This is a genomic window from Mesorhizobium sp. WSM4906 (assembly GCF_029674625.1).
Taxonomy (GTDB): domain Bacteria; phylum Pseudomonadota; class Alphaproteobacteria; order Rhizobiales; family Rhizobiaceae; genus Mesorhizobium.
This window is the reverse complement of the sequence record NZ_CP121355.1, coordinates 2,034,095-2,057,500: the sequence shown is the minus strand read 5'-3', so window position 1 is coordinate 2,057,500 and position 23,406 is coordinate 2,034,095. Positions and strand designations below refer to the sequence as shown.

General features: G+C 65.0%; 21 protein-coding genes. 6 read left to right on the top strand and 15 right to left on the bottom strand.

Going from position 1 to position 23,406, the window contains the following annotated elements:
* Nucleotides 1-161: 161 nt before the first annotated feature.
* Entirely contained in the window at nucleotides 162-2,141 is a 1,980-nt protein-coding gene (locus tag QAZ22_RS09765) for a M23 family metallopeptidase (RefSeq protein WP_278206531.1), read from the top strand.
* Between the two features lie 10 nt (nucleotides 2,142-2,151).
* Here QAZ22_RS09765 and QAZ22_RS09760 read toward each other — a convergent pair whose 3' ends face one another.
* Nucleotides 2,152-3,708, bottom strand: a complete 1,557-nt coding sequence (locus QAZ22_RS09760; protein WP_278206529.1) for an MFS transporter — start codon at nucleotides 3,706-3,708, stop codon at nucleotides 2,152-2,154.
* Between the two features lie 171 nt (nucleotides 3,709-3,879).
* Here QAZ22_RS09760 and QAZ22_RS09755 point away from each other — a divergent pair, with 171 nt between their 5' ends.
* Nucleotides 3,880-4,512, top strand: a complete 633-nt coding sequence (locus QAZ22_RS09755; protein ID WP_278206528.1) for a TMEM175 family protein — start codon at nucleotides 3,880-3,882, stop codon at nucleotides 4,510-4,512.
* On the opposite strand, the gene QAZ22_RS09750 is transcribed toward QAZ22_RS09755, so the two are convergent.
* The 8 genes from QAZ22_RS09750 to QAZ22_RS09715 all read right to left on the bottom strand — a co-directional run bounded on the left by QAZ22_RS09750 (nucleotide 4,486) and on the right by QAZ22_RS09715 (nucleotide 16,469).
* Nucleotides 4,486-6,018 carry a L,D-transpeptidase family protein gene (locus QAZ22_RS09750; protein ID WP_278206526.1) on the bottom strand — a complete coding sequence of 511 codons (1,533 nt, stop codon included), beginning with the start codon at nucleotides 6,016-6,018 and terminating at the stop codon, nucleotides 4,486-4,488. The genes QAZ22_RS09755 and QAZ22_RS09750 overlap by 27 nt on opposite strands.
* 142 nt (nucleotides 6,019-6,160) lie before the next feature.
* Nucleotides 6,161-6,520 carry an MmcQ/YjbR family DNA-binding protein gene (locus QAZ22_RS09745; protein WP_278206525.1) on the bottom strand — a complete coding sequence of 120 codons (360 nt, stop codon included), beginning with the start codon at nucleotides 6,518-6,520 and terminating at the stop codon, nucleotides 6,161-6,163.
* A gap of 139 nt (nucleotides 6,521-6,659) precedes the next feature.
* Nucleotides 6,660-9,266, bottom strand: a complete 2,607-nt coding sequence (clpB, locus tag QAZ22_RS09740) for an ATP-dependent chaperone ClpB (RefSeq protein ID WP_278206524.1) — start codon at nucleotides 9,264-9,266, stop codon at nucleotides 6,660-6,662.
* Between the two features lie 336 nt (nucleotides 9,267-9,602).
* Nucleotides 9,603-10,589: a DUF4167 domain-containing protein gene (locus QAZ22_RS09735; RefSeq protein WP_278207809.1), complete on the bottom strand. Its 987-nt coding sequence runs from the start codon at nucleotides 10,587-10,589 to the stop codon at nucleotides 9,603-9,605.
* Nucleotides 10,590-10,910: 321 nt separating this feature from the next.
* Nucleotides 10,911-11,780 (bottom strand): peptide chain release factor N(5)-glutamine methyltransferase, encoded by an 870-nt coding sequence (gene prmC / locus QAZ22_RS09730; RefSeq protein WP_278206523.1) that lies wholly within the window; start codon nucleotides 11,778-11,780, stop codon nucleotides 10,911-10,913.
* The gene (gene prfA, locus QAZ22_RS09725; protein ID WP_278206522.1) at nucleotides 11,773-12,852 is read right to left on the bottom strand and encodes a peptide chain release factor 1; all 1,080 of its coding nucleotides are present in this window, start codon (nucleotides 12,850-12,852) and stop codon (nucleotides 11,773-11,775) included. The genes prmC and prfA overlap by 8 nt, the downstream gene beginning before the upstream one ends.
* Nucleotides 12,853-12,861: 9 nt before the next feature.
* On the bottom strand, nucleotides 12,862-15,132 hold the full coding sequence (ptsP, locus tag QAZ22_RS09720; protein WP_278206520.1) for a phosphoenolpyruvate--protein phosphotransferase: 2,271 nt from the start codon (nucleotides 15,130-15,132) through the stop codon (nucleotides 12,862-12,864).
* An 83-nt stretch (nucleotides 15,133-15,215) separates the two neighbouring features.
* Nucleotides 15,216-16,469 (bottom strand): aspartate kinase, encoded by a 1,254-nt coding sequence (locus QAZ22_RS09715; RefSeq protein WP_192257662.1) that lies wholly within the window; start codon nucleotides 16,467-16,469, stop codon nucleotides 15,216-15,218.
* A 214-nt stretch (nucleotides 16,470-16,683) separates the two neighbouring features.
* Between QAZ22_RS09715 and QAZ22_RS09710 the strand changes: the two genes are divergently transcribed.
* Complete coding sequence (locus QAZ22_RS09710; RefSeq protein WP_278206518.1) at nucleotides 16,684-16,998, top strand: antibiotic biosynthesis monooxygenase; 315 nt, start codon at nucleotides 16,684-16,686, stop codon at nucleotides 16,996-16,998.
* Nucleotides 16,999-17,004: 6 nt separating this feature from the next.
* Here QAZ22_RS09710 and QAZ22_RS09705 read toward each other — a convergent pair whose 3' ends face one another.
* Complete coding sequence (locus QAZ22_RS09705; protein ID WP_278206517.1) at nucleotides 17,005-17,565, bottom strand: putative glycolipid-binding domain-containing protein; 561 nt, start codon at nucleotides 17,563-17,565, stop codon at nucleotides 17,005-17,007.
* A gap of 161 nt (nucleotides 17,566-17,726) precedes the next feature.
* Here QAZ22_RS09705 and ubiG point away from each other — a divergent pair, with 161 nt between their 5' ends.
* Nucleotides 17,727-18,476 carry a bifunctional 2-polyprenyl-6-hydroxyphenol methylase/3-demethylubiquinol 3-O-methyltransferase UbiG gene (gene ubiG / locus QAZ22_RS09700; RefSeq protein WP_278206515.1) on the top strand — a complete coding sequence of 250 codons (750 nt, stop codon included), beginning with the start codon at nucleotides 17,727-17,729 and terminating at the stop codon, nucleotides 18,474-18,476.
* A 25-nt stretch (nucleotides 18,477-18,501) separates the two neighbouring features.
* On the opposite strand, the gene QAZ22_RS09695 is transcribed toward ubiG, so the two are convergent.
* Nucleotides 18,502-19,416: a DMT family transporter gene (locus QAZ22_RS09695; RefSeq protein ID WP_278206514.1), complete on the bottom strand. Its 915-nt coding sequence runs from the start codon at nucleotides 19,414-19,416 to the stop codon at nucleotides 18,502-18,504.
* Between the two features lie 102 nt (nucleotides 19,417-19,518).
* Between QAZ22_RS09695 and QAZ22_RS09690 the strand changes: the two genes are divergently transcribed.
* Nucleotides 19,519-20,004, top strand: a complete 486-nt coding sequence (locus QAZ22_RS09690) for a MarR family transcriptional regulator (protein ID WP_278207808.1) — start codon at nucleotides 19,519-19,521, stop codon at nucleotides 20,002-20,004.
* Nucleotides 20,005-20,010: 6 nt separating this feature from the next.
* On the opposite strand, the gene QAZ22_RS09685 is transcribed toward QAZ22_RS09690, so the two are convergent.
* From QAZ22_RS09685 to QAZ22_RS09670, 4 genes are all read right to left on the bottom strand, one after another.
* Nucleotides 20,011-20,436: a DUF1178 family protein gene (locus QAZ22_RS09685; protein ID WP_278206513.1), complete on the bottom strand. Its 426-nt coding sequence runs from the start codon at nucleotides 20,434-20,436 to the stop codon at nucleotides 20,011-20,013.
* Complete coding sequence (locus QAZ22_RS09680; protein ID WP_278206512.1) at nucleotides 20,433-21,299, bottom strand: carbon-nitrogen hydrolase family protein; 867 nt, start codon at nucleotides 21,297-21,299, stop codon at nucleotides 20,433-20,435. The genes QAZ22_RS09685 and QAZ22_RS09680 overlap by 4 nt, the downstream gene beginning before the upstream one ends.
* A gap of 2 nt (nucleotides 21,300-21,301) precedes the next feature.
* A complete protein-coding gene (gene grxC, locus QAZ22_RS09675; RefSeq protein ID WP_278206511.1) occupies nucleotides 21,302-21,565 on the bottom strand; it encodes a glutaredoxin 3 in 264 nt (87 codons plus the stop codon).
* 76 nt (nucleotides 21,566-21,641) lie between these two features.
* Nucleotides 21,642-22,442 carry a ComF family protein gene (locus QAZ22_RS09670; RefSeq protein ID WP_278207807.1) on the bottom strand — a complete coding sequence of 267 codons (801 nt, stop codon included), beginning with the start codon at nucleotides 22,440-22,442 and terminating at the stop codon, nucleotides 21,642-21,644.
* Between the two features lie 64 nt (nucleotides 22,443-22,506).
* Here QAZ22_RS09670 and QAZ22_RS09665 point away from each other — a divergent pair, with 64 nt between their 5' ends.
* Nucleotides 22,507-23,379 carry a methyltransferase domain-containing protein gene (locus QAZ22_RS09665; RefSeq protein WP_278206509.1) on the top strand — a complete coding sequence of 291 codons (873 nt, stop codon included), beginning with the start codon at nucleotides 22,507-22,509 and terminating at the stop codon, nucleotides 23,377-23,379.
* Nucleotides 23,380-23,406 lie beyond the last annotated feature (27 nt).

Here is a 23,406-nt window from a genome sequence, read left to right as displayed (position 1 = left end):
ACAACAGACGACAAGAGCACCGTTTGTAAGAGACGTGTGAGTGGGGATAACGGCCCAGGCTTGCCGCTTCGTTTGACTTCAACGGCCGCGACAGGCAAATGTCATGGCCGCGAACAAACAACGACAAGCCGTTCCGCCCGGGGAAGAAGCAGCCTTTCTGGATGCCAGACACGGAAGATGTCATAGCCGAACTCGGCAACGAGCCGCCGCTGATCGCGGATGGCCGCAGCGGTCCGCCTGACCGCCGCGAAGTCTCGGCGCGTTGGCTCTCGGGCACTTTCCTCACCGGCGTGACTTCGAGCGTGTTGATGGGCGTGGCTCTGTTCGCGGCGCTTGACGGCCGCCAGCAGCTGGCGACCCCGCCGGAAATCGCAGAGCTCATCAACCTTGCCAGCGGCGGCGACGATTCAGGCGAGCAGGCCAAAACCACCAGGCTGGTCGCGCCGCGCCAGATAGCAAGAGCCAAGGACCGCCGGCGCATGGAAGTGTCCATGGTCACCAAGGTCGGCGACCGCGACGTCATCCACACCATGCCCTTCGTGCAGATCAAGATGGCACTTGCGGCCGGCCACACCACCAACCGCCCCTATCCGCCCTTCGACCCGTTGCAGGTCTTCGGCGAAGACGGCGACGACAATGCCCCGCCGGCCACCGCCGCCGCGGTCGCCGGTCAGATCTACGGCGCCAAGGTCGAAAGCGAGATGAGCCTGAAGACGGTCAATTTTCCGATCGAGACGGCGTCCTTCGACGAAAAGAGCGACCTCTCCGCCGACGAGGTGGAAAAGGTGGTGCGCGAAGCCGGCAGCGGCTTGAGCGACGGCGCCGTCCAGGTGGCGGCGCTTCATTATGTCGACCCGCAACGATTCGGCGACGCTTTCGCCGAGAGCATGGCGGGCTCGTACGACGTCAAGATCACGCCAGAGAACGTCTCGGTGTCGGCGCGCGCCACGACGGACGACCAGGCGCCGGCTTTTGCCGAGGAAATCATCCCTTTCACCCAGGATACGGACATCGCCGAGGCCTTCGCTGATTCGGGCTACACCGGCGACGACGCCACCGGCATGGCGGAAGCGATCGGCAAGCTCCTGAACGCGACGGCGCTCAAGGCGGGAACGGTGCTGCGCGTCGGCCTCGAGGTGCGCGGCGACATCGCCAAGGTAGTCCGCACCAGCGTTTACGACCGCGCCACGCACATCGTGACCATCGCGCTGGACGATCGCGGGCAGTTGGTGCCGGCGCAGGAGCCGGAGCCCAATCCCGAATTGCTGACGGCATTCGATGATTCGCCGCCGGTGGTGGTGCGCGGCAATCTGCCCAATGTCTATGACGGCATCTATCGTGCCGCCTATTCCTACGGCATGTCGAAATCGATGACGCAGAAGCTGATCAAGCTTCTTGCCTCCGACGTCGATTTCCAGTCGCGGCTTTCGCCTTCCGATCGCCTGGAAGTGCTGTTCTCGCAGCCTGACGGCGACGACCAGACTTCCGACAATTCCGAGCTTCTCTACGTTTCGGCCAACTTCGGCGGACAGATGCGGAATTTCTACCGCTTCCAGATGCAGGACGGCAGTACCGACTATTTCGACGAGAACGGCAGCAGCGCCAAGCAGTTCCTGTTGCGCAACCCGCTGCCCAACGGGCGCTTCACCTCCGGCTTCGGCGCACGGCGGCACCCGATCCTCGGCTATGTCCGCATGCACACCGGCACCGACTGGGCCGCTCCGATAGGATCGCCGATCATTGCCGCCGGCAATGGCGTGGTCGAGAAGGCCGGCTGGGCCGGAGGCTACGGCAAGCAGATCATCATCCGCCACGCCAACGGCTATGAAACCTCCTACAATCACCAGAGCGCTTTCGCCAAAGGCATCGAGCCTGGCGTCCATGTCCGGCAGGGCCAGGTCATCGGCTATCTCGGCCAGACCGGCCTCTCCACCGGCCCGCACCTTCACTACGAGCTGATCGTCAACGGCACCAAGGTCGATTCGATGCGCGTCCGCCTGCCGGTCGGCAAAGTGCTGAAGGGCGACGATCTCGTCGCCTTCAAAAAAGAGCGCGAACGCATCGACGACCTGCTCAAGCAAGAAGACGGAAATTCGCTGAAGGTGGCCAGCGCCAAGACCGATTCGCAGCTTCCCAACTGAGCGACAGGCTTTAACCGCGCGAATCATCCGTTCGCTGCGGCCAAGGCAGCGCCTGTCCAGGCACGGTGAACCAGGCGATGATCGACGACAGCAGGCAAAGCAACGCCGTGACGGCGGCAACCGCGGCAAAAGCCGAATCGCTTGCCGCAATCCTCAACGCATCGAGATTGGCCGCGAGTGCGGACGTGGGCGGCTCGCCGAAACCGGGGATGCCGGCTGGGCTGCCGGTCGATCGCGCATAGACGAAAGCCGCGAGCGACCCCATGGCGGCCACCGCGATCAGCCCGCCGACGCGCGAGACGGCGTTGTTGATGCCTGATGCGGCGCCCGTGTCCTTGTCCTCGACCGAGGTCATGACCGCCGTCGACAGCGGCGACACGACGAGCGCCATGCCGAGCCCCATCACGGCCATCAGCGGAAAGGTCCCGGTCCAGAAATTGTGGATGCCGGCCTGGGCGAGCAGGGCCATGCCCGCAAAGGCGATGGCAACGACGAAGCTGCCGGCAGCGATCGGCAGGCGCGGGCCGATCCGGTCGGACCACTGGCCGACCGGGCCCGACAGCAGCGCGATCGATGCCGACAGCGGCAGGAAGATGAAGCCGACTTCGGCCGAGCTCAATCCCCAGCCCGCGATCAGGACCATCGGCAGATAGAAGAGGTTCGCCGACAGCGCGAAATAGAGGAAGAAGGTCGCGAGATTGGCGCCGGCGAACGCGCCGATGCGAAACAGGCCGAGATCGATCATCGGCTCACGCTGCCAGCGCTCGTAGAAGATGAAGACCACAAGCAGGACGACGCCGGCGACGATGGCCGGCCCGGACATCATCCCGCCGCCCTCGGCGTTCATTGCGGTCAGCCCGTAGGCCAGCGCCCCGAAGGCGAGTGTGGCAAGCGCGGCGCCCCCGAGGTCGAGGCTGCGCTTTTCGGTCGGCTGGTCGGCCGGTATCTTGGCGAGCAGCAGATAGATAGAAATCAGTCCGAGCGGCAGGTTGACGGCAAATATCGCGCGCCAGACGCCATTGCCGAAGGTCGAAAGCACGAAGCCGCCAAGCACCGGACCAAGCGCCGTCGTCAGCGCCGAAGCGGCCGCCCAGATGCCGATCGCCCGGCCGCGTTCTTTTTTCGGATAGGCCTTGGCGATGATGGCGAGGCTGCCGGGCACCATGATGGCGGCGCCGATGCCCTGGATGGCACGGAAGCCGATCAGTACCGCCGGATCGGGTGCCAGCGCGCAGGCGAGCGAGGAGGCGATGAAGAGCGCGATGCCGATCACGAAAGCCCGCCTGAGGCCGAAACGGTCGCCGGCCGCACCACCCGCCAGAATCAGCGCCGAAAGCGTCAGCGCATAGGCGTTGGAAATCCACTGAGCCTCCGCCAGGCTGGCGCCGAGATCGACGCGCAGCGCAGGCATGGCGATCGCCAGGACCGAGCCGTCGATGAAGCCGAGCGCCGAGGCAAGGATCGCCGCGACCAGGACGAACTTGCGCCGCGTCTGCGGGCAGAAGGTCCCATTCGCGCGCTGGGCTGTCGAAAGCGAATCGGCGGTGGTTTCGTTCGAGGACGCCATGAATGTCTGCTTAGCTCTCCGGCGCGTGCGCAACAACCTGCCAGAGGATCGCTGTTTTGAAACCAGGTTGCACTGGCCCCATGGCCAGCGAGATGGCAATCATGATGCAAACGAAGCGTTGCGTGCTAGGTTCCGGCCCGTCGCCGGAACTTGCGGCAAAAGGGGGAAGCCATGAAGCGGCCGCTCGAACCGTCAGCCGAAGGGCGTGGGCGCATCGTCGGTATAACCGACGGCGTCTTTGCCATCGCGCTGACCCTGATCGTGCTGGAAATCAGGGTGCCGTCGCATGAAGCGGTGCATTCGGAGAGCGAGTTGCTTGCGGCTATCGTGGCGCTCGCGCCGCGTTTCCTGACTTACGCGTTGAGCTTCCTGACGCTGACCATCTTCTGGTTCGGCCAGCAGGCGCAGCATGGCCTTATCGCAAAATCGGACCGGAGACTCGCGACGCTCAATCTCTGCTTTCTCGCCTTCATCGCCCTTTTGCCGTTCTCCACCGACCTGCTGGCCGATTTCCTCGAATTCAGGGTCGCGGTGGTCATCTACTGGCTGAATCTTCTGATGCTCGGCGCCACGCTGTTCGCAAGCTGGTGGTACGCCGACAGGAACGGCATGCTGGCTGAGGATGTCGATGCGCAAACGCGGCGCACCGTCTATCAGCGCATCGTCAAGGCGCAGACCCTTTGGGCGATCGGCACGGCACTTTGCCTCGTCACCCCGCTGGCGAGCATAGCCTTCATCCTGCTCGTGCAGCTGATCTATGCCGCCGCGCTGCGCGGCTCATTGCTGCGTAAAATCGTCGGTTGAGGTCCCGCCGACATCCGCGATCGTTGGTCCGCCGACGAATTCCACGGTGACGCCCGGCGACACCAGCTTGGCGAGTTCGCGCGCGTCCCAGTTGGTCAGGCGCACGCAGCCATGGCTTTCGGTCTTGCCGATCTTGGAGGGATCGGGCGTGCCGTGGATGCCGTAGGTCGGCTTGTCGAGCGCGATCCAGACCGAGCCCACCGGACCGTTCGGCCCTGGCGGGATGGTCAGGATCTTGTCGTTCTGGCCCTGCTTGAAATTGATGTTGGGGTTGTAGGTGTAATTGGGGTCGAGCGCGATGCGCGACACGGTGTGTATGCCGGTGGGCGACGGCGTGTCGGCCGAGCCGATGGTGGCCGGATAGGCCGCGACCAGCTTGCCGCCCGCCTCATAGGCGAAAACTTCCTTCTTGTCCTTGTCGGCAACGATGCGGGCGACCGGCGTCGACACCAGCTTGCCGAAATTGGCGACCTTGATGATCGTGCCGGGGCGGTTGAAGTCGAGCCCTTTGTTGATCGACTTCAGATAGCCTTCGTCCATATGGAAACGTTCGGCGAGCGCCTCGGTGACCGAGGTGTAGCCCATGCGGTCCAGCTTGGCCTTCTGGCTGTAATCTTCCGGGATCGAGGCGACATAGGGGCCGGCCGCGTCCTCGGGCGTGATCGTGTAGGAGGCGAAGGCGTCTCCGCCGGACTGGGCAAGTGCCGACTGTATGCCGACCGCGTCGGTCGATTTCAGATTGCTGCCGGTGATCTGGTTATAGGCGGCCAAGGCCTTGTCGACATTGGAGCCGAAGCGCCCGTCGATGACGCCGGGCGAAGCGCCGGCGCGATCGAGCAGCACCTGAAGTTCGGCCACGTCCTGGCGAACGCCGAGCGACAGCGACGGATCGACGGTGGCCTTGCCGCCGGTGTCCGGAGGCAGGGCGGTCTCCGGGCTGGTCTGCAGAACATCCCCCTGGCCTGGCTGCGGTTCGATCGACGCCTCGTTCAGCGGCTGGCGCCTGATGGTGTCCGACTTCGGCGCCTCCGGATAGGTGGTGGCGTAACCCTCGTCATTCGGGGCCGGCGGATAAGCCTCGACGGAATTGTCGCCATAAGGATCGTTCTCGTCGACCGGCGGCGGAATGACCCTGCCGTTCTCTTCCAGCTGCTTGCGGCGGAAGCGGGCCATGTCGTCGGGATTGTCGAGATAATAGCGGTCGTCGTCCTCGACCGGCGCGCGTCCGAGTTCCTGCATCCGCAGCTGGCGGCGCAGCGCCCGGCGGTCGAGCCTGCTCTGCGGCGGTTGGATGGCGATGACCTTGCCGGTGTCGGCATCGACCAGCACCCGGTTGCCCCTGGCGTCGTAGTAGATGTCGATATTGCCGTCCTGGGCGAGCAGGAGCGCGCCGTGCTGAGCGGGTCGAACCGCCTTCTGCGCGCCTTCCAGACCCGGCGCCGCGAGCGCGCCAGAAGAAACCAGCCCGGCCGCGAGTGCCGAAAGGGAAAAGATCGTGCGCAGCATGTGGGTCGGGCTCTCCGGGCGACTAGGGTCTTGGCAACCGAATCTCTTGCCGCCAAACCAGTTACCAAAATTAAGGTTCCAACATGAACCGGGCATGAAGATGGCGGATTTCCGGCGTTTCACCATGATCCCGAACCGAATGTCAGCGCAGTCCCAGTTCGCTGCGGACCAGTTTCGTCAGCTTCAGCACGACCAGGCGGTGGCTTTCGCGCAAATAGTCCTTCAGCGCTGCATCATCCACGCTCTGGCTTGTCTGGCGCTGGATCCATTTCATGCCGCGCGAGGCGAGATAGGGGGCGGGCCGGCAACCCGGCTGTTCCTTAAGCACGTCATAGGCCATGTCGGAGCATTTGAAGGTGACGAAGACTTCGCCCTGGCGGTCGTGGCCACCGATCGCGAACACCTTGCCGCCGACCTTCCAGACATGGGCGCCGCCCCATTGCACGACATGCGTCGTGGCCGGGAGGGAGGCACAGAAGCCGTTATAGTCCTCGAGCTTCACTGGAATCGCGCCCCTTCCGATAACCGAGATCTGTGTCGGTTTTGCGGTATGGCCCCGTCAAAAAGCAAGAGCGCAAAAAGCAAGAGCGCGCCGCACCGATCCGGTGCGACGCGCTCTTGTGGATGCACTCCGGCTCGAATCAGGCGGCGGCTTCGGTCGCCACCACGGTCGGCTTCGAGCGGAAGTTCAGACGATCGGAGCCGGCGGTGACCTTGACGGTCGAACCGTCGAGGATTTCGCCGAGCAGGATCTTCTCCGCCAGCGGGTCCTGCAGTTCCTTCTGCATCACCCGCTTCAGCGGTCTTGCGCCATAGGCCGGATCGTAGCCCTTGGACGCCAGCCATTCGATCGCGTCGTGATCGAGCGACAGCTCGATCTTGCGGTCGATGAGCAGGTTTTCCAGCCGCTTGAGCTGGATCTCGACGATGCGGTCCATGTCCTGACGGCGCAGCCGGTGGAACAGGATCACCTCGTCGACGCGGTTGAGGAACTCCGGACGGAACGAGGCCCTCACCACGCCCATCACCTCGTCGCGCACGGCATCGACGTCCTGGTCGTCACGAAGATTGACCAGATATTCGGCGCCGAGGTTAGAGGTCATGACGATCAGCGTGTTGCGGAAGTCGACCGTGCGGCCCTGACCGTCGGTCAGCCGGCCGTCGTCGAGCACCTGGAGGAGCACGTTGAACACATCCGGATGCGCCTTCTCGATCTCGTCGAACAGCACGACCTGGTATGGCCGGCGCCGCACCGCTTCGGTGAGCGAGCCACCTTCCTCATAGCCGACATAGCCGGGAGGCGCGCCGATCAGCCGGGCGACCGAGTGCTTCTCCATGAACTCCGACATGTCGATGCGCACCATGGCGCCCTCGTCGTCGAACAGGAAGCTTGCGAGCGCCTTGGTCAGCTCGGTCTTGCCGACGCCGGTGGGTCCAAGGAACATGAACGAGCCGATCGGCCGGTTCGGATCCTGCAGGCCCGCGCGGGCGCGACGCACCGCTTTCGACACGGCCTGCACCGCCTCGCCCTGGCCGACGACGCGCTTGCCGATCTCGTCTTCCATGCGAAGCAGCTTCTCGCGCTGTCCCTCGAGCATCTTGTCGACCGGAATGCCGGTCCAGCGCGACACGACATGGGCGACATGGTCGGGGGTGACCACCTCTTCCACCATGCCGGCCTTGCCGTCCTGGGCTTCGGCCTCCTTGAGCTTCTTCTCCAGCTCCGGGATCTTGCCATAGGCAAGCTCGCCGGCGCGCTGGAACTCGCCCTTGCGCTGGGCAATCGCCAGCTCGTTGCGCATCTCGTCGAGTTGCTTCTTCAGGTCGGCGGCAAGGCCGAGCTTCTGTTTTTCCGCCTGCCACTTCGCGGTCAGCTCGGTCGACTGCTCTTCGAGGTCGGCAAGCTCCTTCTCCAGCTTTGCCAACCGGTCCTTCGAGGCTTCGTCCTTCTCGACCTTCAGCGCCTCGCGCTCGATCTTGAGCTGCATGACGCGGCGATCGATCTCGTCCAGCGCCTCGGGCTTGGAATCGACCTGCATCCTCAGCCGCGACGCGGCCTCGTCGACCAGGTCGATCGCCTTGTCCGGCAGGAAGCGGTCGGCGATGTAGCGGTTGGAAAGCGTCGCGGCCGAGACGAGCGCGGAGTCGGAAATACGCACCTTGTGGTGCTGCTCGTATTTCTCCTTCAGGCCGCGCAGGATCGAGACGGTGTCCTCGACCGTCGGCTCGTCGACGAAGACCGGCTGGAAGCGGCGGGCAAGCGCGGCGTCCTTCTCGACATGCTTGCGGTATTCGTCGAGCGTGGTCGCGCCGACGCAGTGCAATTCGCCGCGCGCCAGCGCGGGCTTCAGAAGGTTGGACGCATCCATCGCGCCGTCAGCCTTGCCGGCGCCGACCAGCGTATGCATCTCGTCGATGAACAGGATGATGTTGCCGTTGGCCGAGGTGACCTCGTTGAGCACGGCCTTCAACCGCTCCTCGAACTCGCCGCGATACTTGGCGCCGGCAATCAGCGCGCCCATGTCGAGCGCCATCAGCTGCTTGTCCTTCAGCGATTCCGGCACGTCGCCATTGATGATGCGCAGCGCCAGGCCTTCGGCGATCGCCGTCTTGCCGACGCCGGGTTCGCCGATCAGCACCGGATTGTTCTTGGTGCGCCGCGACAGCACTTGGATGGTGCGGCGGATCTCGTCGTCGCGGCCGATGACCGGGTCGAGCTTGCCGGAGCGGGCATCCGCGGTCAGGTCGCGGGCGTATTTCTTCAGCGCGTCGTAGCCCTGCTCGGCATTGGCCGAATCGGCGGTGCGGCCCTTGCGGACGTCGTTGATGACCTGGTTCAGCGCCTGCGCGGTGACGCCGGCCTTGGCCAGGATGTCGGCGGTCTTGGCCGACTTTTCCATGGCGAGCGCCTGCAACAGCCGCTCGACGGTGACGAAGCTGTCGCCGGCCTTCTTGGCCAGCTCCTCGGCGGTCGAAAACACCTTGGCGAGCGGCTGGGCGAGGTAGAGCTGGCCGTTGCCGCCTTCGACCTTGGGCATGGCCTCCAACGCCGCCTCGACGCCGAGCTTGACGTCGCGGACACGGCCGCCGGCGCGCTCTATCAACGACGCGGCAAGACCCTCGTCGTCATCGACGAGCACCTTGAGCATATGTTCGGGAGTGAATTGCTGGTGGTTACGCGAGAGCGCCATGGTTTGCGCGGACTGGATGAAACCGCGCACGCGCTCGGAATATTTCTCAATATTCATATGTGTCTCCTTCCGTCACCGGCCCGCTTTGCGGCACCGGATCAGATTGCGGTGACGGACCCGCTCATTCGAGCCGAGCCCTGTTCAGCCGAGATATGGTGTATGGGCCCAAGTCTCTCAAGACGCCTTGACGCCGGTCAAAGCAGAATATTCTAGTGCATGTCGCCCAAAAAGTGCGCGGCGGTTTTGGGAAAACGACATGCATAAAGCAAAGGCCTAAGGCGCGTCGCCTGAGTCTGCTTCTGCACGACGCGCTTTAGATGCCCACAACGAAAACGGCGGAGATTTCTCTCCGCCGTTCGAATGGCCTGAAATGGACCGGTCCGGTTGCCGGGATCAGTTATTTACGTCGGCGACCGCCGGTTCGCTGGTGCCGCCTGCCGGCTCGCTGGCAACGCTTTCGCTCGGCGCCGCACTTGCCTGTTCGGCGGCAGCGGCTACCGCGTCGTTGCCGTTGTCCGCGGCGTTGCTGTCATCGGCGGGGCTGTCCCCGCGGTCGGCATTGCCCTGCTCGGCGCTATAGCCCTGCTCGGCATTACCGCGACCGCGACGCGGACGTCTCTGCCGACGCCCGCCGCCATTGTCGGTGCCGGCTTCGTTGCGCTCGGCCTGGGCGGCAATGCCCGCCGGCGAGAAACTGTCGAACAGCGGAGCCGGCTCGGCTGCGCCTTCTGCGGAAGCCTCCGGCTGTGCCTGTGCCTCGTTGCGGCGGTTCTGGTCGAACTGTTGGCCGCCATGTTCGCCGCGTTGGCCCCCGTCGCGCTGTCCATTGTCGCCCCGCTGACCATTCTGGCCGTACTGGCCATAGCCGCCATTGCGGCGGTCGCGGTGCCTGTCGCGGCCGTTATTGTCGCGCCTGTTGTTGTCGCGGCCGTTTTCCTGGTTGAAGCCGAGCTCTGCCGGCGTGCCTTCGATCACAGGCTGCGGCCCGGAGCCGTTCGCCGCGGCATCGCCGGAATTGGCGTTGCCCACGGTATCGAACTCGTCGCGATCCTCATCGACGTCGTCGTCGAACTCGTCACGATTCTGCTGGGCGGCGTTCTGGATCGGCATCTGCGCCTGCGCGGCGGCGATGATGCGATTATAGTGTTCGGCGTGCTGGAGATAGTTCTCCGCCATCACCCGGTCGCCGGAGCTTTGCGCGTCACGGGCGAGTGCGGCGTATTTTTCGGCGATCTGCTGAGCCGACCCGCGGATCTTCACGTCCGGACCGTTGCTCTCGTAGTTGCGCGTCAGGGGATTGGGTCCCTTGCGGTTTTGGTTGCCACCGCCGCCATTGTTGTTGCGACCGCGCATGCGCCTGTTCTGCTGTTGTGGCCTCATTCGACTCTCTTCATGTGAATTTTCTAAAACTCTTCGCGAACGGTGGCGCTCATGCAGCCGACCGTTTCGTTCTTTCACCGGCGTTCGCCCGCATAGATTGCGTTGGCGCCACGTGCCATCCTGTTCCGGTTACATCACTTGCCGGACGATTCCCGCACGAAGCGTGGGCGTCGTTTGCACAAGGAGGCAGCTATTTCCAAGGAAAACCGAATCGCTAAGAGCACTGCCTGCTTCGTCTCATCCGGTCAAGCGGGAACCTAGCTGCATTCCCTAATGTTGCCAAGCGTTTTTTCGCACTGCATCAGGGGTTTCAACGCTCATTCAACGCTCAAACACCAGCACCCTGTCGTTTCTGCCGAGATCGCGCCGCGCTTCCGCCAGCCTGTAGCCGGCTGCGGCGAAGATCGAAGTGACCTCGCTTTGCTGCGTATGGCCGATCTCGACCGCTACCTTGCCCTGTGCTTCCAGAAACCCTTCCGCCTCTCCGGCGATGATCCTGTAGGGGACCAGACCGTCCACACCACCATCAAGGGCCCGGCGTGGATCGAAATCGCGGACCTCGTCCTGCAGATTTCCAATGTCTCGACTGGGTATATAGGGAGGGTTCGCGGCAATTAAATGGTATCGGCCCGAAACTTTTTCGAACCAGTCGGAATGCAAGGCCTGGAAGCGCCCGCCCAACCCCAGATCCTCGGCGTTCCGCGTGGCGGTCGCCAGCGCACCGTGGGAAATATCGACGCCGGTGGCGGTCGCGGCCGGAACGGCGCTGAGCAGCGCCAGCGCGATGGCGCCGGTTCCGGTGCCGAGGTCGAGGATATGGCATTCGCCGAGCCTTTCGGCCGTTGCCTTGGCGAAGGGCAGGACCGTGTCGACCAGCGTCTCGGTGTCCGGGCGCGGCTCCAGCGTGTCCGGCGACAGCACCAGCCGCAGCCCATAGAATTCGCGGTAGCCGAGGATGCGGTGCACCGACTCGCCTGCGACGCGACGCCTCAGGGCCGCCTCGACCGCGGCCAAAGCCGTTGCATCGACCGGATGACCGGGCTCTGAGATGGCCTGGGCGCGGGTGGTTCCGGAAAAATGCTCGACGATCAGCCTGGAATCGAGCGCCGGATCGGCAATGCCGGCGGCGGTGAGCCGCGCCCGCGCCGCGCGCAGCAGCGGCCCGAGCGCGCGGGGCAGCACTTCAGCCATCAATGCCCATGTCGGCGAGCAGCTTCGATTGATGGTCGGCGATGAGCGCATCGATCACCTCGTCGAGCTCGCCCATCATCACCCGGTCGAGCTTATAAAGGGTGAGGTTGATGCGGTGGTCGGTGACCCGCCCCTGCGGGAAATTATAGGTGCGGATGCGCTCCGACCGATCGCCCGAGCCGACCTGCGACTTTCGCGACTCCGAGCGCTCCTCATCCGCGCGGCTGCGTTCGAGGTCGTAGAGCCGGGCCCTGAGGATCTGCATGGCGCGCGCCCGGTTCTGGTGCTGAGACTTTTCCGCCTGCACCACCATGATGCCGGTCGGCAAATGGGTGATGCGCACCGCCGAATCGGTGGTGTTGACGTGCTGGCCGCCGGAGCCTGAAGCACGCATCGTGTCGATGCGGATGTCCTCGGGCCGGATATCGATATCGACCTCCTCCGCCTCGGGCAGCACCGCCACCGTCGCCGCCGAGGTATGGATGCGCCCGCCCGCCTCGGTTTCCGGCACGCGCTGCACGCGGTGCACGCCGGATTCGAACTTGAGATGCGCGAAAACGCCCTTGCCCGACACCGAAGCGATGATCTCCTTGTAGCCGCCGACTTCGCCTTCGCTGGCCGAAACGATCTCGAAACGCCAGCCGCGCGAGGCCGCATAGCGCTCGTACATGCGAAACAGATCGCCGGCGAACAATGCAGCCTCGTCGCCGCCGGTGCCGGCGCGGATTTCGAGGATGGCGTTCCTGTCGTCGGCGGCATCCTTGGGCAGTAGCAGGATTTGGATGTCCTTTTGCAGCGCCTCGATGCGCTGCTCCACCTCCGGCAGATCCGCCTCGGCCAGCGCCCGCATGTCGGCGTCGGTGGCCTTGTCGGCAAGCATCGCTTCGAGGTCGGTCTGTTCCTGCTCGGCCGCGCGCAGCGCCCGGATCTTGCCCACCATCTCCTGGATGTCGGCATATTCCGACGCCATTTTGACATAGGCATCGGCCGACGGCCCGGCCGACATCTGCGCCTCGAGCATGTCGAAACGCTTGACGACTTGATCCATGCGGTCGCGGGGCAGGTTGATCATGGCAAAATGCTATAGCGGAATGGAGCGATCGTCGGCAAAGGCCTGCAGCAGCGCCCGCATCGGCGTCCCCAGGGCGGGCGCCATCAGATTGTCCTTGAAGAAGGCTTCCAGCTCCTGCAGCGGCAGCTCGGTCAGCATCGCCTTGACCGGGCCGATCGAAGCCGGCGACATCGAGATCGAGCGGAAGCCGAGGCCGATCAGCGCCATCGCCGAGATCGGCTTGCCGGCCAGCTCGCCGCAAAGCGTCACCGGGGTGTGGTTGCGCGCGCCGGCATCGGCGATCGTCTTCAACACGCGCAGGAACGGCGTCGACAGCGTGTCGAACCGGTCGGCAAGCTGTGTGTTGCCGCGGTCCACCGCCATGATGAACTGGAAAAGGTCGTTGGAGCCGACCGAAACGAAGTCGACCGCCTTCATCAGCTCGTCGAGCTGGAACAGCAGCGACGGCACCTCCAGCATCGCCCCGAGCTTGAGGCTGGTCGGCAAATGATGCGCAAAGCGCGACAGGTGCCGGACCTCGCGATCGATGATCTCGCGCGCCTGCGCGATTTCCGAAAGCTCGGTCACCATCGGCAGCATCAGCTTCAGCTCGCGTCCGCCGCAAGCCTTGAGCAGCGCGCGGATCTGGGTCCTGAGCAAGCCCGGGCGGTCGAGGGTGAGCCGGATCGCCCGCCAGCCGAGCGCCGGGTTTTCCTCCTGCACCGCGCCCTTGAAATAGGGCAGCACCTTGTCGCCGCCGATGTCGATGGTGCGGAAGGTGACCGGCTTGCCGCCCGCCGCGTCGAGCACGTCGCGGTAGAGCCGCTCCTGCGCCTCGGCGCGCGGGAAGGTCGAGGCGACCATGAACTGCAACTCGGTGCGGAACAGGCCGATGCCGGCCGCCCCCGATTCCGAAAGCTGCGGCAGGTCGACCGCAAGACCCGCATTCATCAGGAGATCGACCTGAATGCCGTCTTTGGTCAGCGACGGCTTCTTGCGCAGCTCCCGGTAGACCTCCTGCCGCCGCGCCCGGAAGCGGACCTTTTCGGCATAGGCGGCTTCGAGGTCGGACTGCGGACGCAGGTGGATTGTGCCTTCCTCGCCGTCGACGATGATGGCATCGCCATTTTCCGCCATCGAGACGGCGCCCTTCACCTGGCCTGCGACCGGGATGCCCATGGCGCGCGCGACGATGACGACATGGCTGGTCGCGGCACCATCCTCCAGCACCAGGCCGCGCAGCTTGTCGCGCGGGTAGTCGAGCAGTTCGGCGGCGCCCATCGAGCGGGCGACGATGATGGCGTCCTTGGGCAACGAGGCCGCGACATCCTCCGGCCCGCGTCCCATCAGCTGGCGTAAAAGTCGATTCGCGAGATCATCGAAATCGCTCATCCGCTCGCGCAGATAAGGGTCGGTCATGTGCAGCATGCGGGCGCGCATGTCGCTCTGCACTTTCTCGACCGCGGCTTCCGCCGTCAGGCCGTTGCGGATCGCCTCTTCCAGCCGGCGCACCCAGCCGCGGTCGTTGGCGAACATGCGATAGGCCTCGAGCACCTCGCGATGCTCGCCCTCGAAGGCGACGTCGCGACGCTCCAGCATGTCGTCGATGGAGAGCCTCAGCGAACCGAGCGACCGGTCGAGGCGGCGGACCTCCTCCTCGCTGTCCTCGTTGAACAGGTTGGTGACGACGATGCGCGGCTCGTGCAGCACGACATGGCCGAGCCCGACGCCGTCGTTGAAGGAAAGCCCCGTGAAGCTGGCCGGGCGGCTGAGATCGAGTTCCAATCCGGGACGGGTGAGTCGGGAGAGATCGCCGGTGGCGATCATTTCGGCGATCACCATCGCCGTCGTTTCCAGCGCCTCGACCTCGTCCTCGCGATAGTGGCGCATGGTCTTGTTCTGCACCACCAGGACGCCCAGCGTGCGTCCCGCCCGCAGCACCGGCACGCCAAGGAAGGAGTTGTAGATCTCTTCGCCCGTCTCCGGCAGGTAGGCGAAGGCCGGATGTTCCTGCGCGTTGGAGAGATTGAGCGGCCGCGCGCTGGCGGCAATTGTGCCGACCAGGCCCTGGCCGAGCCTCAGCTGCGCCAGGTGGACGGCATTGGGGTTGAGACCCTCGGTGGCGTAGAGCTCGAGCACCGAATCGGCGCGCAGCACATAGAGCGAGCACACCTCGGCGACCATGTTGGAGGCGATATCGCGCACGATACGGTCGAGCCGCTCCTGCGGCTCCAGCGGCTCCTGCATGAGCTCGCGGAGCCGTTTCAGCAGAACGCGCGGGCCACCGGCCGTGTCACGCATCGCGGCTTCTTCTCCAATGGACACACTGCCCGCCGCAGTTTCTCCCGCGGCCGGCGCTCACGCAACAACTGACTCAGTTCTTGCTATTGCTTATCGAGCCCGTAGACGGAATGCAAAGTACGAACTGCAAGTTCCGTGTAGGGACCGTCGATCAGTATCGAGATTTTGATCTCGGATGTCGTGATCGCCCGGATGTTGATCGCCTTGTCGGCCAGCGCCTTGAAGGCGGTGGCCGCGACGCCGGCATGGCTTCGCATGCCGATGCCGATGACCGAGACCTTCGACATGCCGGCTTCCGACTGCACGACGTCGTAGCCGACATCGGCCTTCAGCCTTTCCAGCACGGCCAGCGCCTTGTCGACGTCTCCGGAAGGCACGGTGAAGGTCATGTCGGTGAACTTGCCGTCCTCGGAGATGTTCTGGACGATCATGTCGACATTGATGTTGGCCTCGGCCAGCGGGCCGAAGATGCCGGCGGCAACGCCGGGGCGGTCGCCGACGCGGCGCAGCGAAATCTGCGCTTCGTCCTTGGCGTAGGCAATTCCGGTGACGACCTGCTGTTCCACGATCTCTTCCTCGTCGCAAATGAGCGTTCCGGGCGGATTGAGCAAATCCCCCATTCCGGGCGCGTCGGGATCGTCGAAGGACGACCGCACAAAGGTACGCACCCTGTGCACCATGGCAAGCTCGACCGACCGCACCTGCAACACCTTGGCGCCGAGCGAGGCCATTTCGAGCATTTCCTCGAACGAAATCTTGGCCAGCCGGCGGGCCTTCGGCTCGATGCGCGGGTCGGTGGTGTAGACGCCGTCGACATCGGTGTAGATGTCGCAGCGGTCGGCCTTGACCGCCGCCGCAATGGCCACCGCGCTGGTATCGGAGCCGCCGCGGCCGAGTGTGGCGATGCGGTTGTCCGGGCCGATGCCCTGGAAACCGGCGATGACTGCAACCTGGCCCTCGCCGAAGCGCTTGATCAGGAACGCGCCGTCGATATCGAGGATGCGCGCGGCGCCGTGGGCGTTGTCGGTCTTGATCGGGATCTGCCAGCCCTGCCAGGAGCGGGCATGGACGCCCATGTTCTGCAGTGTGATCGCCAGCAGGCCGGCGGTGACCTGCTCGCCCGAGGCGACGACGGCGTCGTATTCGCGCGCATCGTGCATGGGCGAAGCCTCGCGCGTCCAGGCGACCAGCTCGTTGGTCTTGCCGGCCATGGCCGAAACCACCACGGCGACGTCGTGACCGGCATCGACCTCGCGTTTGACATGGCGCGCCACGTTGCGGATGCGGGCGATGTCGGCGACCGAAGTTCCGCCGAATTTCATCACGATGCGCGCCATGGAAGCGAGATGCCTTTGATTGAGCCGGCTTGAGGCCGGAACGGAACGAAGCGCCCGGCAAGGCCGAGCCGCGGAAATGCGCGGCCTCCTTAGCCAAAACATCAAAGCTTCGCAAGCGAGGGCGCGGGAGAAGAGGCTTTGGCCGGCCATGAGGTCTCCTGACAGATTCCTGCGCCGCAATGCGATAAGGCTGAGAAATCGCATGGAGGAACTCATGACCGAGACGCTGGAAATCGTCAGCTTCCGCCTCAAGCCGGAGGCCGCGGCCGATTTTGTCGCCCAAAATGGCGCCGTCACCGACTGGCTCGCGCGCCAACCCGGTTTTCTCAGCCATCATCTCGGCAAGCGCGAGGATGGAGGCTGGATCGACGTCGTACGCTGGCAGAGCCGCGAGCAGGCTCTCGCCGCCGCCGGGCGCATCATGGCCGAGATCGGCGACTGCGAGGCCATGCGGGCGATCGAACCGGCAAGCGTCGAGATGCGTCACGCCGCGGTCGCGCTGTCGAGGTTCGAGCCGTCTGGCGCTTGAAGGGTTTCAGCGCAGCGCGGTGGTCGTCCAAAGGCCTGGATAGTCGACAACGAAGCCGGACGGCGCGACCTCGAGCACCTCGTCGTAGCCGAATGCCGGCGCGGCATAGGCATAGCGGGAGTCGTCGAGGCGACGATAGGTCTGGTCGAGACGTTCAAGCCTCAGTTCGGGAAAGGCCAGATAGGCCGCGGGAGCGGGCGTCTGAATGCCGGGCCTGAGACCGAGGCGTCGGATCGGCAGCAGGTTCGTGGCGGGTGTGAAACCAAGGTCGAGGTCGACAAGGCCGGCCACCTGTGCCTGCTCCTTGCCGTTGAGCGTCCAGCCGCCGTCGTCAAGCCTCTCGAACCGATAATTTAGCGTATCGCCGCCGAAAAGCCCCGCCACGCACGCGGCGCGGGTCAGCCATCCGGCATCGCAGTCGATCTCATAGGAGAGGCCACACGGCGCGCCCTCCTGCAGGAACGCCGCCTGTCCCTTCAGACTCCAGCCATCTCCCGTCCTGGAAAGCGAACAGCAATCATGCCCTTCGCTCGCAAGCCGGTCCTGTTTCAGCGCGGGACCTATCAAGCCGCCACGTACTGACAAACAGCGGCGGTCTTTGCCGGGAAAGCGTGGCTGCCCGGCCTCCTCCTTGCCAGCAGTGGAAAAAAACCTGCCTTGACTTTCTGTGCCGGGGACCCGACTTCCTAGCGTTCCCCGACTTCCCAGCGTTCGAGGAGACCCGCCTTATGCCAGAGCCCCGCCGATCGACCATCGATGCCGGAGAAGTCGAGCGCTTTTCCGCCCTTGCCGCCGAGTGGTGGAATCCGAACGGCAAGTTCCGGCCGCTGCACAAGTTCAACCCTGTGCGGCTTGCCTATATCCGCGATCAGGTCGCCACGCGCTTCGGTCGCGATCCGCGGGCAGCCAGGCCCTTCGAGGGCCTGCGCTTCCTCGACATCGGCTGCGGCGGCGGACTTTTGTGCGAACCGATGGCCCGGCTTGGCGCCGAGGTGGTCGGCGCCGACGCCTCGGCCACCAACATCGAGGTCGCCAAGCTGCACGCGGCGGAAGCGAGCGTCAGCGTCGACTATCGCGCCACCACGGCCGAGGCGCTTGCCGACGCCGGTGAGACATTCGACGTCATCCTCAACATGGAGGTGGTCGAGCATGTGGCCGATGTCGATCTGTTCGTCGCCAAATGCGGCCAGATGGTCCGGCCAGGCGGCATCATGTTCGTCGCCACCATCAACCGTACGCTGAAGGCGCTTGGCCTTGCCATCATCGGCGCCGAATACGTGCTGCGCTGGCTGCCGCGCGGCACCCATCAGTTCGGCAAGCTGGTGCGGCCCGAGGAACTGGCAAAGGCGCTTGGCGCGGCGGGGCTGACGGTCATCGACCGCACCGGCGTGATCTACCATCCGCTGGCCGACCGCTGGCAGAAGTCCAAGGACATGGACGTCAACTACATGGTGCTGGCCGAAAAGGCCTCGGTTTGACCGGCCGGCTGAAGCGCTCGTTCCCTTACGCCGCCTGGCTTTGCATCTTCATGCTTGGCAGGCTCTGCGCCTTGGTGGTGATGAACACGCCGGCAGTGATGATGGCAGCCCCCAGCCAGGTCAGCAGCTGGTAGCTCTCGCCGAGGAAGATCGTGCCGGCAAAGAGACCGACCGCTGCCGCCACATAGCCGATCTGGCTGAGATAGACCGGACCGCCGACCGCCTGCAGCCGGAAGAAGAAGGCAAACATCGCCGAAGCCGACGCCACCTGCCCGGCGACCACCAGCGGCACGCCGCCGAGCGGAGCGAACGCCTGCCAGCCGAACAGCGTCAGTATGCCGAGGAGAAGCAAGGTTGCCGACGCCAGATGACTGCCGACGGCGAGCTCGATCGGGCCGGTATCCTCGGGCCAGTCGACCGTGCGGTAGATGTTGCCGGCGGCGAGGCTGACTGGGATCAGCAGGCCGATCGCCACCCAGAAGTAATCGGCCGGCTGACCGGCCTCGCCGCGCGTAAGTGCCACCATGACTGCGCCGACAAAGCCGACGGCAATGCCGATGACACCGAGCAGGTTGGGCCGCCGCACGCCGAGCAGGATCGAGAACACCAGCGTGATGACCGGCGACAGCGTGAACATGATGCCGGTATAGCCGGCGCCGAGATGCGGGATGGCCGAGAACATCAAAAGATTGGGAAAGGCATAGGACGCCGCCGCGGTGACGAAGAAATAGCGCAGCTTGCGCGCTGTCGGCCGGATGCGCTGGCCAAGCAGCAACAGCGCCGCCAGCAGCACGCCGCCGGCGCCGAGCGAGATGACGAAGGCCCAGACCATGGCCGGCACGCCGGCTGCGGTCGCAAGCTTGCCGAAAGGCAGCGTCATGCCGAGCAAGCCTCCGGTGACGATCAGAAGGCCGAGTGCCGAATCCCAGAGAAGTTTCATAGAAATGATCCTGTCGCTGCGAGGTCGCGCTTGGCGGCCACTCCAACTTGAGGTAACATAACAAAAAGATTCTTAATGTCAAGATACTTTGCGGTGAGGCACATGGACCGTGCGGCGAGAGCGATCGAGCAGTGGCAAAAGGAGCGGCCGGACCTCGACGTCTCGCCGATGGGAGTGATCGGCCGCCTGAACGAAGCGTCTTCGCTGATCGCGCGCGACCGCCTCGCGCCGCTCTTTGCCCGCTTCGGCCTGCAGTCCGGCGAATTCGACGTGCTGGCGACGTTGCGCCGCTCCGGCGCGCCCCATGCCCTGACGCCGACCGAGCTCTACGAGGCGACGATGGTCACATCCGGCGCCATGACCGCCCGGCTCGACCGGCTGGAGAAAGCCGGCCTGATCCAGCGCGCGCCACATCCCAGCGACCGGCGCGGCATCGTTGTCCAGCTCACCGCGAAAGGCCTAGAGCTCATCGAAGAGGCGCTCACCGCTCACGTCGCGAATGAGCATCAAATCCTCGCTGGCCTGACGCGTGAAGACCGGGAGATATTGGCGAAATTGCTGGAAAGGCTGATCGGAAGCCTGAGTTAACCTCGCTCAGTGCCTATCCTCCGGAAAGCTCGGGATCGGCATGAATTCGACGCCGTCCTCGGCGAGGCTTTGCGCCTCCTCCGGCGTCGCCTCGCCATAGATGCCGCGCGGATCGGTTTCGCCGAAATGGATCTTGCGCGCCTCCTCGGCGAACTTGTCGCCGACATAGTCGGCGTTCTCGCGCACCTTGTCGGCCAGCGCCTTGAGCTGCGTCAAAGCCTGCTTCTGCGCCTCGCCCATGGCTAAGGCCATCTTTTCCTGCTTGCGCGAGGTGGAGACGGCCGGCGCCATCAATGCCTTCTCGACCTTATGCGAGCCGCAGATCGGGCAGTCGACGAAGCCGCGCTTCTTCTGCGTATCGAAGTCGTCATTGCTGCGAAACCAGGCTTCGAACTCGTGCTCGTGCTCGCAGATAAGCGAAAAGCGGATCAAGAGGCTGCACCCTTCAGACGCGGCGCCTCGCCCTCGCCGGCATTGACGGTGAAATCGCGCGCGTTCTTGAGATTGGGGATCTTGCGGCGCGCGGCGGCCGACTGTGCGGGGTCGATCTCGGCGACGATCACGCCCGGCTCGTCATGCGCGGCCTCGGCGATGATGCGGCCCCACGGATCGACGATCAGCGAATGGCCGTAGGTCTCGCGGCCGTCCTCATGCAGGCCGCCTTGCGCGGCGGCGATGACATAGGCGCCGTTCTCGATCGCGCGCGCCCTAAGAAGCACATGCCAGTGCGCCTCGCCGGTCTGACGGGTGAAGGCGGCAGGCACCGAAAGCACCTCCGCCCCTGCCAGCGCCTCGGAGCGGAACAGCTGCGGGAAGCGCAGATCGTAGCAAACGGCGAAACCCAGCCTTGCGCCGGCGATCGTGGTGACGACGGCCTCCGTTCCCGGCTCATAGGAGGCGGATTCGCGCCAGCTTTCGCCGTTGTCGAGGTCGACATCGAACATGTGGATCTTGTCGTAACTGGCGACCGTGGCGCCATCGGGCGCGAACAGGAACGCCCGGTTGGCAAGCTTGCCGTCGGTGCGCAGGATGGCCGTCGAGCCGACATGCAGATAGATGCCGAGTTCCTTGGCCAGTTTCCGCGCCGTCGAAACGACGACGTCCTTGTCCTCGGTGGTGAAGGCGGCGGCGCCCGCCTGCTTGTCGCGAACGAGCGCGCCGGTCATTTCCGGCGTCTGCACATAGGTTGCGCCCTGGTGAGCTGCCTCGCGCACCAGCCGTTCCATATCGGCCGCGTTGCGCTCCGGGCTGGTGCCCGAACGCATCTGCACTGCCGCTGCCTTGAAGGAACTCATCGTCATCTCCCGTTGGCAAGCAGCATATCCAGCCGGCCCTGCGACTCCAACTCATGGAGGTCGTCGCAGCCGCCGACATGCGTCTCGCCGATGAATATCTGCGGAAAGGTGGTCCGCCCATGCGCCTTCGAAATCATCTCCCGGCGCAATTCCGGCGAGAACGAAGCGTCGTGCTCGGTATAGGCCACGCCCTTACGCTCGAGCAGTCGCTTGGCGGCGGTGCAATAGCCGCACATCATCCGGGTGTAGATCGTCACATCGACCATCAATCAGAAGTCCTGCCGATGCACGTCGCCCGACGATTGCGCGAAAACGACATGCACAAATACAACTCAACCAAATCTATATAGTCGCGGACTCATCGGCCCGAAAGTCCCCCGGCAGGACGCGGGCGAAGGTCAGCACGTCGACGGCCCCGGCGCCGCCCCTCTTCAGCGCCCTGGCCACCGACCGCACGGTGGCGCCGGTGGTGTAGACATCGTCGATGATGAGCACCCTGCGGCCGGCGATCTCGATCTCGGCCTCGGGCGGGACGCGAAAGGCGGCGCGCACATTCTCCTCGCGCTCGTGCCGCTCCAGCCCGACCTGCTGGCGGGTGAGCTTCACGCGTCTCACCGCCGCCGGCGAAAAAGGCAGGCCGCTGAGTTTCGACACCGCGCGCGCCAGCTCAGCCGACTGGTTGAACTGTCTGCGGAAGAATCGCCGCCAATACAGCGGTACCGGCACCACCACATCGGCTTCTGCGATCAGTTCGGCGCCGGCGCGCATCATCCAGCGTGCCATCCATGGCGCGAGATCCGTGCGATCCTGGTATTTCAGCCCCTGCACCATCTGGCGGGCAACGCCCGAGTAGACGACCGCCGCCCGCGCCCGCTCGAAGGGCGGCGGATCGGCGATCGCCTCGGCGGAGAGAAAGCCCTCGCCCATGTCATGGGTGAAGGGCGTGCCCATCACCGGACACCAGGGCTTCTCCAGCAGCCGGAGCTTCGGCCAGCAAGCGCCGCACAGCACGCCGGGCTGCGAGACATGGCGGCGACAACCGGCACAGACCGGCGGAAACAGCATGCGCGTCGGCCAGCCCAACGCCTGCCGCGCCATGTCCTTGATCGCAATGGTCTTGATCTTGTGCACCGGATCGGCCACGTGAAGGAAAACCCCGCGCCACCATAGCATCGGTCCGGCATGCGCGGACAACAGGAATAACCCGTTGCAGCCCTTGATCGACACGCAGCTTTGGCTTGCGCACAAGCGTCGGGCCTTCACGCACCCCGTCGATGGCGCCGATTTCCTGATGCGACGGGCGGCGGAAGACCTTGCCGACCGGCTGGGCGCGGTCGAGCGCAGGTTCGGCAAGGCGGCTGCGCTGTTTTGCCAGACATCGGCGGCGGCCAGGGTGCTCGCCGACAGCGGCAAGGTGGCCGATATCGTTCGTGTGGAGACGGATGACGTCTTCCTTGCCGGCGAACCCGGCCTGGTCGCCCGGGCGGAGACCGTGCCGTTCGAAGCCGAAAGTCTCGACCTCGTCGTCTCGCTGCTGTCGCTGCAGGCGATGAACGACATCCCCGGCATGCTGGCGCAGATCCGCCGCGCGCTGAAGCCCGACGGCTTGTTCCTCGGCGCCCTTGCCGGCGCCGGCACCCTTGCCGAGTTGCGCGAAAGCCTGCTTGCCGCCGAGACCGAGCTTCATGGCGGCGCGAGCCCCCGCGTCCTTCCGTTCACCGATGTGCGCGACGCCGGCGCGTTGCTGCAGCGTGCCGGCTTGGCGCTGCCGGTCGCCGACGTCGAGACGGTCACGGTGCGCTACTCCTCGCTCTTCGGCCTTGCCGCCGATCTGCGCGCCATGGGCGAGACCAGCCCGCTTTTCGACCGTAGCCGGCGCCCGGCCACCAGGCGGCTGTTCGCCCGCGCCGCCGAGATCTATGCCGAACGGTTCTCGGACCCGGACGGCCGCATACGGGCGAGCTTTTCAATCGTGTGGATGTCCGGCTGGGCGCCCGACGCCTCGCAGCAGAAGCCACTCAAGCCTGGCTCGGCCAAGGTCTCGCTGAAGACGATCCTGGAGAAGCCGACGGGGCATTGATCAGGAGTAGTTCCCGGAAAGGGTGAA